Annotated in this window: 11 protein-coding genes; 5 read left to right on the top strand and 6 right to left on the bottom strand. The window is 43.5% G+C overall.

Features of this window, described 5'->3' with window-relative positions:
• Positions 1-45: 45 nt before the first annotated feature.
• Positions 46-1,416 (top strand): MATE family efflux transporter, encoded by a 1,371-nt coding sequence (locus ATG66_RS12005; RefSeq protein ID WP_098415517.1) that lies wholly within the window; start codon positions 46-48, stop codon positions 1,414-1,416.
• A 144-nt stretch (positions 1,417-1,560) separates the two neighbouring features.
• Positions 1,561-2,571, top strand: a complete 1,011-nt coding sequence (locus ATG66_RS12000; protein ID WP_098415516.1) for a DUF3080 domain-containing protein — start codon at positions 1,561-1,563, stop codon at positions 2,569-2,571.
• On the opposite strand, the gene ATG66_RS11995 is transcribed toward ATG66_RS12000, so the two are convergent.
• The 5 genes from ATG66_RS11995 to hrpA all read right to left on the bottom strand — a co-directional run bounded on the left by ATG66_RS11995 (position 2,561) and on the right by hrpA (position 11,026).
• Positions 2,561-3,406 (bottom strand): DNA ligase, encoded by an 846-nt coding sequence (locus ATG66_RS11995; protein ID WP_098415515.1) that lies wholly within the window; start codon positions 3,404-3,406, stop codon positions 2,561-2,563. The two genes, ATG66_RS12000 and ATG66_RS11995, sit on opposite strands and share 11 nt — an antisense overlap.
• Before the next feature lie 381 nt (positions 3,407-3,787).
• Positions 3,788-4,177, bottom strand: a complete 390-nt coding sequence (locus tag ATG66_RS11990; RefSeq protein WP_098415514.1) for an AAA family ATPase — start codon at positions 4,175-4,177, stop codon at positions 3,788-3,790.
• Between the two features lie 114 nt (positions 4,178-4,291).
• Positions 4,292-5,872, bottom strand: coding sequence for a BCCT family transporter (locus ATG66_RS11985; protein WP_098415513.1), 1,581 nt, complete (start codon positions 5,870-5,872; stop codon positions 4,292-4,294).
• Positions 5,873-6,372: 500 nt separating this feature from the next.
• Positions 6,373-6,852, bottom strand: a complete 480-nt coding sequence (locus ATG66_RS11980; RefSeq protein ID WP_098415512.1) for an outer membrane beta-barrel protein — start codon at positions 6,850-6,852, stop codon at positions 6,373-6,375.
• 187 nt (positions 6,853-7,039) lie between these two features.
• A complete protein-coding gene (gene hrpA, locus ATG66_RS11975; protein ID WP_179885647.1) occupies positions 7,040-11,026 on the bottom strand; it encodes an ATP-dependent RNA helicase HrpA in 3,987 nt (1,328 codons plus the stop codon).
• 185 nt (positions 11,027-11,211) lie between these two features.
• Here hrpA and ATG66_RS11970 point away from each other — a divergent pair, with 185 nt between their 5' ends.
• On the top strand, positions 11,212-11,796 hold the full coding sequence (locus ATG66_RS11970; RefSeq protein WP_098415511.1) for an FMN-dependent NADH-azoreductase: 585 nt from the start codon (positions 11,212-11,214) through the stop codon (positions 11,794-11,796).
• Between the two features lie 90 nt (positions 11,797-11,886).
• Here the strand turns inward: ATG66_RS11970 and ATG66_RS11965 are convergent, their stop codons facing one another.
• Positions 11,887-12,300, bottom strand: a complete 414-nt coding sequence (locus ATG66_RS11965; protein ID WP_098415510.1) for a hypothetical protein — start codon at positions 12,298-12,300, stop codon at positions 11,887-11,889.
• Between the two features lie 374 nt (positions 12,301-12,674).
• Between ATG66_RS11965 and ATG66_RS11960 the strand changes: the two genes are divergently transcribed.
• On the top strand, positions 12,675-13,025 hold the full coding sequence (locus ATG66_RS11960; protein WP_098415509.1) for a hypothetical protein: 351 nt from the start codon (positions 12,675-12,677) through the stop codon (positions 13,023-13,025).
• 9 nt (positions 13,026-13,034) lie between these two features.
• Complete coding sequence (locus ATG66_RS11955) at positions 13,035-14,975, top strand: alkaline phosphatase D family protein (RefSeq protein WP_098415508.1); 1,941 nt, start codon at positions 13,035-13,037, stop codon at positions 14,973-14,975.
• The last annotated feature ends 22 nt before the right edge of the window (positions 14,976-14,997 follow it).

Genomic DNA, 14,997 nt, shown 5'->3' with positions numbered 1-14,997 from the left:
AGCACTCCTTTCTTTTAACTTATTGTTCCGCTCTGGAGTATTTTCGTGCATCGCTATAAAGAAGAAGCATCAAGTCTTATAAAACTGGCGACTCCTGTATTGATCGCTTCTGTCGCTCAGACAGGCATGGGGTTTGTCGATACCATTATGGCTGGTGGCGTAGGTGCCACAGATATGGCTGCGGTTTCTATCGCTTCAAGCATTTGGCTACCCTCCATCTTATTTGGTGTGGGTTTATTAATGGCATTGATACCAGTCGTTGCGCAGCTAAATGGTTCCGGTCGTCGAGCAAAAATCCCATTTGAAATACAGCAAGGAATTGTTTTAGCGCTGTTGATCAGTATTCCGATTATTGTTGTCCTGCTTCAAACCCAATTTATTCTCGGGTTCATGGCCGTCGAAACGCTCATGGCAGAGAAAACGGTGGGTTACATATATGCCGTCATTTTAGCCGTTCCAGCGTTTTTGCTCTTCCAAGCCTTAAGAAGCTTTACGGACGGTATGTCATTAACTAAACCAGCGATGGTCATTGGCTTTATCGGCTTGTTACTCAACATTCCTCTCAACTGGATTTTCGTCTACGGAAAGTTTGGTGCGCCAGAACTAGGTGGCGTTGGTTGCGGTGTTGCAACAACTATCGTTTATTGGGTAATGCTTGCGCTGCTTCTTATGTATGTCATCACGTCAGAACGTTTAAAGAGTATCAACCTTTTTGGTGAATGGCACCGCCCACAGTGGAAGGCGCAAGTTCGACTTTTTAAACTTGGTTTCCCTGTTGCTGCGGCACTGTTCTTTGAAGTGACGCTATTCGCTGTTGTTGCACTCTTAGTGTCACCATTAGGTCCGATTATCGTTGCCGCTCATCAGGTCGCGATAAACTTCTCCTCTTTGGTGTTTATGCTGCCGATGAGTATTGGTGCTGCGGTTAGTATTCGAGTTGGTCACCGACTTGGCGAAGAAAACGTAGACGGTGCACGTGTTGCATCTCGAGTGGGAATCATGGTCGGTTTAAGTTTATCTGTACTAACAGCTGTGTTAACCGTGTTATCTCGAGAACTGATCGCCGAACTCTACACCAACAACCCCGAAGTCATTACGCTTGCCATGCAGTTGTTACTGTTTGCAGCGGTTTATCAATGTACCGATGCCTTTCAGGTGATCGCAGCAGGTGCGCTACGCGGTTATAAAGACATGCGTGCCATCTTTAACCGTACATTCATTGCCTACTGGGTCTTTGGTTTGCCTATGGGTTATATCCTTGGTCGAACGGACTGGATAGTTGACCCAATGGGCGCACAAGGTTTTTGGCTTGGTATTATTATCGGTCTGTCTTCCGCAGCGATAATGCTAGGAATAAGGATGCGTTGGATGCACCGTCAAGATCCAGAAATACAGTTAAATTTTTCCGTTCAATAAAAGATGATTTAAGGTACAAGGTTTAAGCTCCTTGAGATTATTTCAATATAAAAGCCAGCAAATGCTGGCTTTTTTGATCGAATAACAGTGATACGGGTATACTTTTTTACACAGATAAAGATAGAGAAGTAAAAAAGGATTTTTGTGCGACTCATTTTATTATTCTCAACATTCCTTATTGGCAGCTGTAGCAACTGGTTTAACTCAGAAAATGCCGTGTTTGATAAATATCACCATCGTTTAGCCAATGTGTTGGATTCTCCAACCATTCCAATGGCAGGACAGCCGGCAATTACCATCCCTTCAAAGCGCGCGTTATTCGAGCCACTTCCAAGGTTATCAATAGGTCTGTTAGAGAGTTATCAGCTACGCCAATGTGGCCTATTCAATCTACTAGCAGAAAAAAATTCACAACTTGGCAAAGTTCAGGACGCGTTTCACGACTTTGATTATCAGACTTCGCTATTAAGAACACTGAATACCTGCCTAACGGACTTTAATCTTAGTAATGACGAGCGCGTTATTCTGGAAGAGCTGTATTCAAAAAAGTGGCAACATTTCGATACGCACCTCGATAACGTATTACTTAGTAGTGATGCAATGCGAAAGCAATTAACGGCTTCTGATTGGTTATCAGTCGAAAACGTAAGTGATGTAGCACACATCAGTGATGCGTTTAGCCTTTTCAGCGAAATGTACGACGTGCCTCTTCAAACGATTTCCCGCCTACCCGATGTCGCACTTATTCAGTATCAGGAAGAGATCGAAAAATCTCGCTTGCTGGGTCGCCTTTATTATTCAATGGTCAACGCCTCTCATTGGTTGAATGTCACGACACAATTGCTCGAACAAAACCAAAGTAATGTGCAGTGTGGGGAGAACCGTGACACTACTCAGTTTCGTTATTTAAACAATGTTTTTAACTCAATTTACGTTGAAGAAGTACAACCTTACTTGGCTTACTTAGACAGTACTTACCAGCAAATCAGCAGCGGTATTCAACTGGTCGAGTGGCGAATGCAACTTCATGGACATCCATATGGAATAACAGACGCACATAAAGCTTTTAGAACACAGATCCTAAAACATGTTCAGTTCTGGCAAGCTCTCTTCAAGCGGTGTGGTGTAACTGTTGGCGGTCGGTCTACTCTTTAACGCGCTCGCGCAAGAACCTTGCAAAACGAGGCTTGCCAGTGTGAGTAAAACCGTTATATCTAAAAGTCACCGTTGCCCCAATTTTTGGTGGCTTACGACGAACTTCGTCGGTGAGCCCACTACCTATATAAAACTCTGTTCCATCTGATAAACGCACTAATAATGCCCCTACCATACCTAACAACCGCCCTGTTCCCGGTTTATGGCCAATCACCAAAGCTTCATCATCGGCGTATCGCTTTAATTTTAGCAAATCACTACCACGGCCAGCTTGGTATCGACTGGAAACCTTACGTAACATTACTCCTTCGCCATCGGATATCGATATCTTATCTAACTGATTAAACAAGTGAGTTTCATTTTTAATCGTTCTGTGTTCAACATATTTGATGTGGGGCTCATCAAGCTCAAACACTAAGTCCTTAATATTGTAATAGCGTTTACGGTAATCTCCTGCGGAATACGGCATATCAAAAATCATAAAGTCGATTGTTCGCCAAGCAGACTCGACCGGTGTTTTATCGAGTACGGTTTGTTGTACCAGATGAAAGTTACCTCGGCCAGCCCAAAGCTCACCATCTAACGGGTAGTCTGGCAAAGACTCAATAAACCACTTTGGTGCATATATCCTATTTCCGTTTCGAGTCACAAAGTGATGACCAGTCCAATAAGCGCGTATGCCGTCCAGTTTTTCGCTGTACCAGTACTCAGAGACATCAATTCCATCTTGATACGTCTGAGCCAATGAAACCTGTGGAATGAGAGATGTATCAGCCTGAGACTGAGCAGACGCCGTCAGGACAGCAAGCGCGATCAAAGTCATTTTCAATGGCATAAGGAAACCTTATTCAAAAAACTTTATTGAAACGCAACTGCCCTCGATGACCTATTTGTCATTATTTATTATTCGACTCAGCACAATAACATAAGTCATCAGTTACAAAGAAAATCATAAAATTTAGACAAGATGTACATTTGTTCTGAAAACCATCCTAAGCAACGTCGAAATGAATCTGTAACGCGTCCAGTTTTCTGGTTTTTATGAGATTAATGTCTTATAAAATCATCCATGGACGACCTTAACGTTGAGCTTTCTATCCAAAGTCGGATTTGCTCACAGCTACGTACTTAATAAGTAAGTTCTACTTTGGGATCGTCATGATTCTTTCATTCATGAAAGACATTGGTGGTGAATGGTGGCGGGGACAGTGACTTTTTAATTCTGCCATTGGCGACGCATTTTCTCTATGGTCGCTGGTGGTACATCATGAACGCTCTTATATTCTTCGCGACACACTCTGATTTCCACTTCAATCGCCTTTTTGCTGCAGTAATCTAGGTAACGTTGCATTTCCCAACGACATACAAATGTATTGCTTACGATGACCACTTTGTTCTTGTTGAGCCATTTTCGAGTTTGTTGAAAACACCACTCATGCGCTTGAGGCAATTGAACCGGATTGAAGTGGTACTCTCCGCTCTCATCCTCAAAAAACATATCAGCTTCAAAGTGCTTAGCGTCCAATTCTTTCATTAATTGTTTTGCTAAGGTTGTTTTACCAGAGCCGGGAAGGCCTCGAATGAGGATCAGTTTAGCGATAGACATATGTTCATCTGAAATTGGGGTAATTAAGGTAAATGGGATTTCTTAAAAAGAAAAGTAAAAAAATGCCGAGCGCATTACGCTCGGCATTACACTTAAAGAATAAGTCTTGCCGTGTTATTTATAAGCTGAAAGCTCAGTTCTTAGACCTTTAACCAAGCTTACACACATCACCAACAGCACAAAAGTGAACGGTAGTCCTGTGGTGACAACACCCGACTGCAATGCTTGCAAGGCTTCTTTACCGCCAATCCAAAGCATTACTGCAGCAATAGCACCTTCGATACACGCCCAGAAAATACGTTGTGGTATTGGTGCATCAATCTTACCACCAGCGGTAATACTGTCGATAACGAGTGAACCAGAGTCCGAGGATGTGATAAAGAAAACCAAAATTAACACAATTGATAGAATCGAGATCACCGAGCTGTATGGAAGCACATCGTATACATGGAACAACGTCAATGAAATATCAGTAAGACCATTCGCACCCAACTCACCGACATTATTCACAACTTGGTCAAGCGCAATACCACCAAATACAGACATCCAGATAAGAGTGACTATCGTTGGAACTACAATCACTGCAAATAAGAACTGTCGAACGGTACGCCCTTTAGATACGCGGGCGATAAACATACCGACAAATGGTGACCAAGAAACCCACCAAGCCCAGTAGAACACTGTCCAACCGTGCATCCAGGTTTCATCTTCGCGGCCATGAGGGTTACTCAGCGGAATAATATTTTCGATGTAAGCCATAGTCGTATCACGCAGAGAAACCAATGCCGTATCGGAACTAATAAAGATAATGAAAACAAGTAACGCGAAAGCCACCACCATGTTGACATTACTTAATAGCTTGACACCGCCATCGATACCGCGAATCACAGATAGCACCGCGATAAAGGTAACAAAGGTAATCACAATCATTTGTGTACCAATACCACCTTCTAGGCCAAACACATGATTAATACCACTGGTTGCTTGTTGAGCACCTAAACCAAGCGAAGTAGCAAGACCAAAAAGAGTTGATAAAACGGCAAGGATATCGATCACATGTCCTAACCAACCCCATGCACGGTCACCAAAAATTGGGTAAAACGCCGATCGTAACGAAAGTGGTAAACCTTTGTTAAAGGCAAAAAATGCGAGTGCTAAGGCAACAAGTGCGTAAATACTCCAACCATGAACACCCCAGTGGAACATGGTGGCCCCCATCGCAAGAGATTTCGCTTCTTCCGAATATGGTACGGCATTTAATGGCATTCCCCACCAGTCGGTAAAGTATGCGGTTGGCTCAGCTACACTCCAGAAGAGAAGGCCGATCCCCATACCTGCGGCAAAAAGCATCGACAACCAAGAAACAGTTGAGTGGTCCGGTGTTGCTTCTTTACCACCTAGGCGTATCTTACCTAGCGGAGAAAAAAGTAGAACAACAGCGAACAATAAGAAGAAGTTAGTCGACCACATAAAAAACGCATCAAACTGTTCGATAATTCCGTTTTTAAGGCCGTTTAATACGTCACGAGCCGTGCTTGGCTCGACAAGAAGAAGTGAAATGAGACAGAAAGCTATGAGACCTGCACTGATACCAAAGACGGGGTTATGTATATCGAATCCCCACTTTTGAACGTTATCTTGTCCAACCTGATAGTCTGTTGTGTCAATACTATATTTTTTAAATGCATTATCCATAAATACAAATTTAACGTTAATTTGAAACGCTCCTCAATTGAGAAGAACTCCAATACCGCCCTCCATTAATTTGAACTCTAAAGTTTTAAAGCGGACGAATACTAGCAACAATCACAGTATTTTGCAAAAGCATCATATTTATTGCATTTTCAAGACAAATGGAGACATAGATACACAAAGCAATCAAACACAGAAACTACGACGTCTAATGATTCTCTCATTACCTGTAAAATTAATAAAAACGAAGATGACTTGCACTCAAATCTAGCTCAAACGCCCATTTTTTATCGGTATTCAGTAAGCGAACGTTAATGTTTAGCGAAACGCTTCGTGGCAATGCATTGGTCGAGCCTATCAGGCATCATGATAATGGAAGTCGTAGGCATTTTAAGACTAATCAATCAATAGGTTAGATTCGACTGTTGTTTCTCTGAGTTACAGACAAAAAAACACCAGCGTGTTGCCAGTGTTTTTTCAAATAGACTTGCGAAAGAGGGTGCTTATAGGAAGTGCAGTGTCGCGTTTAGAGAGAATGTACCTATGTCCTCTTTGTCAGCGGTGTAGTTGGTATAACTTGCACCAACAGACATCGGGCCAAAGACGAAGTATTCTGCACCTACACCATACATTAGATCGAAATCGTCATCGTTTTGACCACCTTTCACTTCTTTATCCCACTGGTGGAGGCCACCTTTCGCATAAATATGTAGTGGACCGAAATCGATACTAGGTTTAAGTGCTGCATAGTAAGACGTCAACTTAGTGTCTTGACCATTTACGTTAAATTCACCATGTTGAGTGACACCAGCTTCAATACCGATGAGAGGCAGAATACCAGTACCAACATGTACAGAGTAAGACGTATCAGTCTCACCTTTGTAGTCAGACTGACCAACGGTTGCACCACCGTAAACCCAAGAATCTGCCATTGCCGCAGAAGATGCGCCAAGTAACGCCACTGCTAATAGAGTTTTTTTCATCATCTACCTTTATTTACTCTTTATTATTACCAACGCCTGCTTTATTCAGCCGTTGGTATTACAAATATAAGAGAGGCGAATTATTGCCTCCCAAGCACTAGAAATACGCTTAATATGTTACTAGCAATTACTGTACCAGCCGATCATCAACCGTTTAAAACACACTATGCGTCATTGTACATATTGATTAACAAGCATCAATCGCGTTTTTGATTCGTTTATCAGAAACCGGATAAGGCGTACCTAACTGTTGAGCGAAATAGCTCACTCTCAGCTCCTCGATCATCCAACGCACTTCTTTAACGTTCTCCGGTATAGCCATACCTTTCGGTATTTTGTTCAGCAACTCTTTATAGTCATTCATTACCGATTCAATCTTTAGCATGTGCAACCGGTCTTTGTTTGGATCGATTGGTAACTTCTCCATACGACGCTCAATCGCACGCATATAGCGAAGGATATCTGGAAGACGTTTCCAGCCACACTCTGTCGCAAAGCCCTTGAAAATCAAGCTTTCAATTTGTGCCTTAATATCAGAGAGTGCAAACGCCATGGTGAAATCAATTTTCCCTTTCAATTTCTTATTAATGTTAAAGGCAGTCGTAAGAATGATTTCCACTTGCTTGGCAATGTCCACCACCGTATCACCCAATTCAGCACGAACGTGTTCTTTCAGCGTTTCAAACTTTTCTGGTTCCCAAACTAAACCGCCCTGCTCTTCGATCAATTTATCAACGCCACACGCGATACAATCATCAATGAGATCAAGTACCTTACCATAAGGGTTGAAGTACAGACCGAGCTTAGATTTATTTGGTAAGTTGGCATGCAAATATTTGATTGGCGACGGGACATTCAACAAGATTAAACGTCGCTGACCTGCCCGCATAGCAGACACTTGCTCATGTTCCGTTTCGTACAGTTTGATCGCTACGCTATCTTTCGCATCCACCAGAGCAGGATACGCTTTTACCTCGTAACCACCGCGCTTTTGCTGGTACACCTTTGGCAGTTCGCCAAAGCTCCATGTGTGCAAACCTTGTTGTTCAATATCATCATCCGCGACTTTAGAAAGTGTTTCCTGAACTTTCTCTTTCAAGCTTTCTTTCAATTCATGAAGATCTTTGTTTTCCTTCAATTTACGGTTTCGATGATCCACCGCGCGGAAGGTGACTTTTAAGTGCTCTGGCACCTGCTCCATGTTCCAATCTTCACGCCGTATTTCGGCACCAGTCATACGTCGGAGTTCTTTCTCAAGGGAGTCAAGCAGCGGCGCTTCCATTGGTGTAACACGCGCTAAAAATGCGTCCGCATAATTTGGTGCTGGCACAAAGTTCTTACGGAGTGTCTTCGGCAGCGATTTAATCAAGCTTACTACAAGCTCATGACGCAACCCCGGAATCTGCCAGTCAAAGCCCGCTGGTTCCACTTGGTTTAAGATGGGGAGCGGCACATGCACTGTGACGCCGTCACTATCATCGCCGGGTTCAAATTGGTAACTCAACTTGAGCTTCAAACCATTTTGATGCCAGAAGTTCGGGTAATCCAAGTCGGTGACATGGCTGGCGTCGCCCTTGAACAACATCTCCTTTTCAAAGTTAAGCAGTTCAGGATTTTCTTTTGATGCCTTTTTCCACCACGTATCGAAGTGCTTACCAGACACCACTTCGGTACCAACACGTTGGTCATAGAAATCAAACAGCTCATCGTCATCCACCAAAATGTCACGACGACGGGATTTGTGCTCAAGCTCTTCGACTTCTTCAAGTAACTTACGGTTTTGCTTGAAGAATGCGTGTTTAGTCTCCCACTCACCTTCAACCAGCGCACTGCGGATGAAAATTTCACGACTAACAGAAGCGTCGATACTTCCGTAATTTACCAAGCGCTTGGGTACAATTGGGACGCCGTATAACATGACTTTTTCATGAGCCATAACAGCAGCGCGCTTCTTCGACCAATGTGGTTCACTGTAACTGCGTTTAATTAAGTGTTTAGCCAGCGGCTCAATCCACTCTGGCTGGATTTTCGCAATAACACGACCCCAAAGCTTTGAAGTTTCTACCAGCTCAGCAGACATGATCCATTTTGGCTGCTTCTTAAATAAGCCTGATGCTGGGAAGATATGGAAGCGCGCATTACGCGCACCTTGATATTCATTCTTCTCCTGATCTTTCATGCCGATATGAGACAGCAAACCAACCAAAATAGCACTGTGCACACTATGGTAAGACGCAGGCTCATTATTGAGCTTAAACTCCATTTCACGCATGGATTGGTGAATCTGGAAGTACACATCTTGCCACTCACGTACGCGCAAATAATTTAAGTAATCTTGCTTACATTGTTTACGGAATTGGTTACTCGATAACTCTTTTTGCTGTTTTTGGATGTAATCCCATACATTAACAAAGGTTAAGAAATCCGACTCTTCATGGAAGAAGCGACGATGTTTGTCGTCTGACGCTTGCTGCTTATCTGACGGGCGCTCTCGCGGGTCCTGAATCGATAGGGCTGCGGCAATGACCATTACTTCTTTAAGTGCACCATACTTGGGCGCTTCCAAAACCATGCGCGCTAAGCGCGGGTCAATAGGTAAACGCGCAAGTTGTCGACCAATTGCCGTCAAACGTTTCTTCGGATCTTTTATGTCTGCGTTAATCGCCCCCAACTCTTCTAGAAGACGCACACCATCTTGAATATGACGCTTATCCGGTGCTTCAACAAATGGAAACGCTTGGATATCACCTAGACCCAATGCCGTCATTTGTAAAATAACCGACGCTAGGTTGGTGCGTAAAATCTCCGGATCCGTAAATTCTGGTCGTGATTCAAAATCTTCCTCTGAGTACAGACGAATACAAATCCCCTCTTCCACACGACCACAACGACCTTTACGTTGGTTGGCACTTGCTTGAGAGACTGGTTCAATTGGAAGACGCTGAACCTTAGTACGGTAACTGTATCGGCTGATACGTGCCGTACCCGGATCGATCACGTATTTGATGCCGGGAACGGTTAACGAGGTTTCTGCCACATTGGTTGCCAATACAATACGGCGACCTACGTGAGGTTGGAAAATCTTGTTCTGCTCTCCCGCTGACAAACGCGCATAAAGCGGGACTATTTCCGTGCTCTTTAGGTTGCGCTTAGACAATGCATCTGCGGTGTCTCGAATTTCACGTTCACCATTCATGAAGATCAGAATATCGCCTAAACCTTCATCGCACAATTCGTCTACCGCTTCGAAAATGCCTTCAAGTTGGTCACGATCATTGTCGTCATCACCGCTTAATGGGCGGTAACGCGTTTCTACTGGGTAAGTACGACCCGATACTTCAATGATTGGTGCATTGTTGAAGTGTTTTGAGAAGCGTTCTGGGTCGATGGTTGCCGACGTGATAATTACTTTCAAATCAGGACGACATGGTAGCAACTCTTTCAAGTAACCCAAGATGAAATCGATGTTAAGGCTGCGCTCGTGCGCTTCATCGATAATGATGGTGTCGTATTGATTCAAGAAACGGTCATGCTGAATTTCAGCCAGCAAGATACCGTCCGTCATCAATTTGATTTGGGTATTTTCAGAGATCTGATCGTTGAATCGAACCTTATAACCAACAAACTCACCCAGCTTGGTTTCCATCTCTTCGGCAATACGGTTAGCAACCGAACGCGCTGCAAGACGACGAGGCTGAGTATGACCAATCAGACCGAACTTACCGCGACCAAGCTCAGCGCAGATTTTTGGCAGCTGAGTGGTTTTACCAGAACCGGTTTCACCCGCGACGATAACCACTTGGTTTTCTTCAATAGCTTTAGCGATGTCGTCACGCTTTTGGCTGACGGGCAGAATTTCTGGGTATTCAATCGTTGGTTTGTAGTTGCTGCGTTGTTCCGCAACCATCATCGATTTAGCAATGTCGAGTGCAATTTCATCAAACACAGCATTACGTGCTGCATCTTTCTTAATTTTGCTCGCACCAGAAATGCGTTTACTTAAACGGAAGCGGTCACGCATCATGCACTGGCTTAACGCTTTACGTAGAGACGCCGCGCTATTCACTTGAGCCTGAGGTGCTTTATCTTGTTTCGCTGTCGCCTTTTGCACACCATTTGACGGTGTCGCTTGCTCTTCAGCGGGATTCTTTTTTGGGGGCTGTGACGAAGTCAAAGCGTTTCCTATTCTTTTCATTACAAAAACTGCGCGGATTGTATCACACAAGATCTGCAACAAGATAACCGAAACCACATTCAAATTTTTCGAACATGTTCAGCAAATCCCTATACTTTTTAACCAACGTGCCTCGCTTATAATGGCTCCCATAGTCAAAAGCACTTATTTAAGGAATAACCATTATGTCTCGTGTACTAGCTCTAAAATCAAGCATCCTTGGCGATTACTCTCAATCAAACAAACTGGTTGAAGACTTCATCAAAAATGTAGACCAAGACAAGCTAACTGTTCGCGATTTGGCTGCCAACCCATTACCAGTTTTGGACTTCGCCGTTGCCACTGCACTTCGCGCAACGGAAGATCTTTCACAAGAACAGCAAGCGGTGGTCGACTTGTCTGACACCCTTATTGAAGAAGTAAAGGCCGCAGACACTTTGGTTATCGCAGCGCCAATGTACAACTTTACAATTCCAACTCAGCTTAAAAACTGGATTGATTTGATTGCTCGCGCGGGTGTGACATTTAAATATACCGAGAGCGGCGTTCAAGGTTTGATTGAAGGTAAGAAAGCAATCGTTATAACCACACGCGGTGGCATCCACAAAGGTTCATCAACGGACAACATTACCCCTTACTTACGCACGGTACTTGGTTTCGTTGGCATCACCGATATAGAGTTTATTTATGCAGAAGCGCTAAACATGGGTGAAGAAGCCGCAGCGAAAGGCATGACTGAGGCACAAGGCCAACTTGCTACACTCGCATAGTCATAAGTTAAAATCGCATGAAAACGATGAGTGGTTGGTGAACGCCAATCGCTCTTTTTGTGTTGCTCTTTCTATTGAAAGTGCATGATATTAACGACGAGGCGTTATTTTCTTTCGACTTAAGCGATGCACTTTATCCAAGCGATGTAGGCCATCCAAGTAGAGTTTCTCTAACGCTTGGTTTCCCTCACTCACCAGTTTTTCTATCATCGCGTTAAAGGCCAAATCGCTCGGGATTTCTATGTCGTTCCCTACCTCGACCTTTAAAGAGTTACCGTAAAGCACTAACCAGCCGTCGCCCTCAAGGTGTCCTTCCCCGTGAATAAGGAAAAAACGCTTGGCAAATTCCTCGTTAGTACAGTTCATTGCCTCAATTTGAATATTATATGAGGAGTCGATGCTCATGTGGCTAACACTGTTTACGCCATCAGATGCATCACAAACGGCTTTCACTTTTGCACGATAAACAAAATTGAGTGTGGATAGTAACGTTGTCGTATTCATCACTATTCATGATGGGTGAAAATCAAGCAAGCAACAAATCCGACCTTTCGCGTCTATTTTTTTCTATACCCCATGTTTTTTTATTTCACACTATCACTGTTGATGTGACCATCACGAGAGATAGAGCGAGAGTAGTTAGAGTTAATCTCTTCATAAGTGACGAATAAAACTGGTTAATAAAAATGCAAACATCAATGAATTGCGGTTTTAAGCTTATGTTCTTTTGATTCTGGCCGTTACAATGATAAATGTTGTCATACTCGTGACAGTTTGAGTCCCATCGTTTTATAAAATGACTCAATAACTTGTTAGAGTTAATCGCACTTTTCAATACACCCTAACTTAGTTCAACATCAAACATAATGAAGTAAAAAGTGAAAGCATCAGAACTTATCTCTCATCTCAATAACCTGCCAACCGAAGCCGACCCAGATATTGTTATGGGAGAAGCATGGCTACCTGAAAGATTGGTAGAGACTCAACTTGATGGCGATATGTTATTTTTACACTTTGATAATGCGCCAGAAGAAGATCAGGGGGAAGAAGAAGGCCGTGGTTTTGTGGAGCATGAAATTGACCTAATTCGAGCTCGACTTCAACAACTCCTCGACGAGGACAGTGACAATGCTTCAAAAGCAGATGCGATGTTAGGATTATTTCTTATGGGACATGAACTTAGTAGTTCTCAAGTTATCGAAATATTAGAAGAAGCATCCAACGAATAAGGAATTACATTGCCAGCTTTGTTGACCACGACTGAAAACTCTCCACTTCCTCTTATTATTGCGGGTCCTATCCTACGCAAAGTAACGGCGACTGAAATCAACATTTGGCTTGTCACCACCGAACGATTAGAAGGCATGGTGCAAATCACCGATGAAAATGCCGATATCCTTTATCAATCTTCGCTAAATGAACAACCAGAACAGTTTCAAATCGGTCGAAACGCTTGGGTAAACTTACTCACGTTGAAGGGCAAGTTTCCTACTCATCAACCGCTTCGTTATCAGATTACCACCCAACATGGTTCGCTGGCAGACTTGCTCCCGCACCTCATTTATGAACAAGATGACAACCCAAATCAAGGCGTGACATTTTTCATCAGTGAAAAGGCCGACTATGTTCTGCATGGTTCTTGTCGTAACCCACACCATTTTAGTAAAGATTCTTTAGTAACAGCAGATGACAAAATAGCCTCTCAAGCCATCGAAGATCGTGCAGACATGCTTATAATGAGTGGCGACCAAATCTATGCTGACCATGTTGCCGGTCCAACACTCGATGCAATTGAGCAGGTCATCGCATTATTAGGTTTACCCGGTGAAAAGTTTGAACAAGCGCCAATAGCAGATACCACCGCTCTTTATCAGCACCCCAACTGCTATTATGGACGCGATAAGTTGTTGCCCCGGTATACCAGTGATGGCCGTTTACTCAACAAGTTTTTCCCTCATCGTGGCACACCAATCTTCAGCGCAAAAGAATGTGAGAACCACCTGATAAGTTTTGCCGAATGTTTCGCCATGTACTTATTGGTTTGGTCTCCTACCTTGTGGCAGCTTATTCAGTCAGATCGTTTGCTAGAAAGTGGATTCACTGTCGGTGGGGAAACGCTCGCTCCAAAATGGCAACAACAGTGGCGCGACGAAAAAATTCACATTGAAAAATTCATCGCGGGTTTACATAAAGTTCAGCGATTACTAGCGCATATTCCAACTTACATGATCTTTGATGATCATGATGTCACCGACGACTGGAACCTCACAATTGGTTGGGAGCAAGCGGCATATAGTAACGCTTTTGCAAAACGTATTATTGGTAATAGTCTTATCGCTTATTGGCTATGCCAAGGATGGGGAAACGCCCCTGAAAAATTCAATGATGAATTTATGAGCATCGCGCAACGTTTTTTCAGCGAGAACTCGTCACAAGATCAGGATGCGTTTATCCAATATTTATACCGCTTTGAAAATTGGCATTACACCATCCCTACGACTCCAAAAGTGGTGGTTTTAGATACTCGTACTCGACGTTGGCGTTCTGAGTCGAAAATGAACAAGCCGTCAGGATTAATGGATTGGGAAGCCATGATTGACTTCCATCAAGAGCTTGTCCATCAAGATAAGGTCATTATTGTTTCTGCAGCGCCCATGTTTGGTGTGAAGTTTATAGAAGCCTTACAACGAGTGGTCACTGTGCTTGGAAAACCTTTGATGGTCGACGCCGAAAACTGGATGACACATCCTGGAAGCGCGAATACTCTGATCAGTATTTTCACTCACACGAAAACACCGACCAACTTTGTCATTCTGTCAGGCGATGTACATTACTCGTTCGCGTATGACATCAAACTGCGCTATCGAAAAAATAGCCCAAACATCTATCAAATCACTTGCAGTGGGATTAAAAATCAATTTCCAACGCAACTGCTGAACATCTGCGATGGCCTAGACAGAATGCTATATAGCCCTCGCTCACCGCTAAACTGGTTCACAAAGCGTAAGCGTTTGAAGATTTACAAACGCGCCCCAAGCTCCCACAACTTTTATCGCTTGGTGAATCACAGTGCCATCGGTGAACTGCGCTTAGATGAGCAGGGAAAACCAAGTCAAATTAGTATCCTAACAAGTGACAACGAAGAAATTCATTTCCCGCCAACTCGTGCCGAAGGTTGAGATAACTGAGTTTTTATTGACC

Origin of the sequence: Vibrio sp. ES.051 (genome assembly GCF_002563795.1) — a bacterium.
Taxonomy (GTDB): Bacteria; Pseudomonadota; Gammaproteobacteria; order Enterobacterales; family Vibrionaceae; genus Vibrio.
Note: the sequence above shows the minus strand (reverse complement) of the source record. Positions and strands in the feature narration are given on the sequence as shown.

Coding starts and splice junctions, on each gene's coding strand:
- ATG66_RS11995 (WP_098415515.1), bottom strand. CDS start 3,406: ATGCCATTGAAAATGACTTTGATCGCGCTTGCTGTCCTGACGGCGTCT.
- ATG66_RS11990 (WP_098415514.1), bottom strand. CDS start 4,177: ATGTCTATCGCTAAACTGATCCTCATTCGAGGCCTTCCCGGCTCTGGT.
- ATG66_RS11985 (WP_098415513.1), bottom strand. CDS start 5,872: ATGGATAATGCATTTAAAAAATATAGTATTGACACAACAGACTATCAG.
- ATG66_RS11980 (WP_098415512.1), bottom strand. CDS start 6,852: ATGAAAAAAACTCTATTAGCAGTGGCGTTACTTGGCGCATCTTCTGCG.
- ATG66_RS11970 (WP_098415511.1), top strand. CDS start 11,212: ATGTCTCGTGTACTAGCTCTAAAATCAAGCATCCTTGGCGATTACTCT.
- ATG66_RS11965 (WP_098415510.1), bottom strand. CDS start 12,300: ATGAATACGACAACGTTACTATCCACACTCAATTTTGTTTATCGTGCA.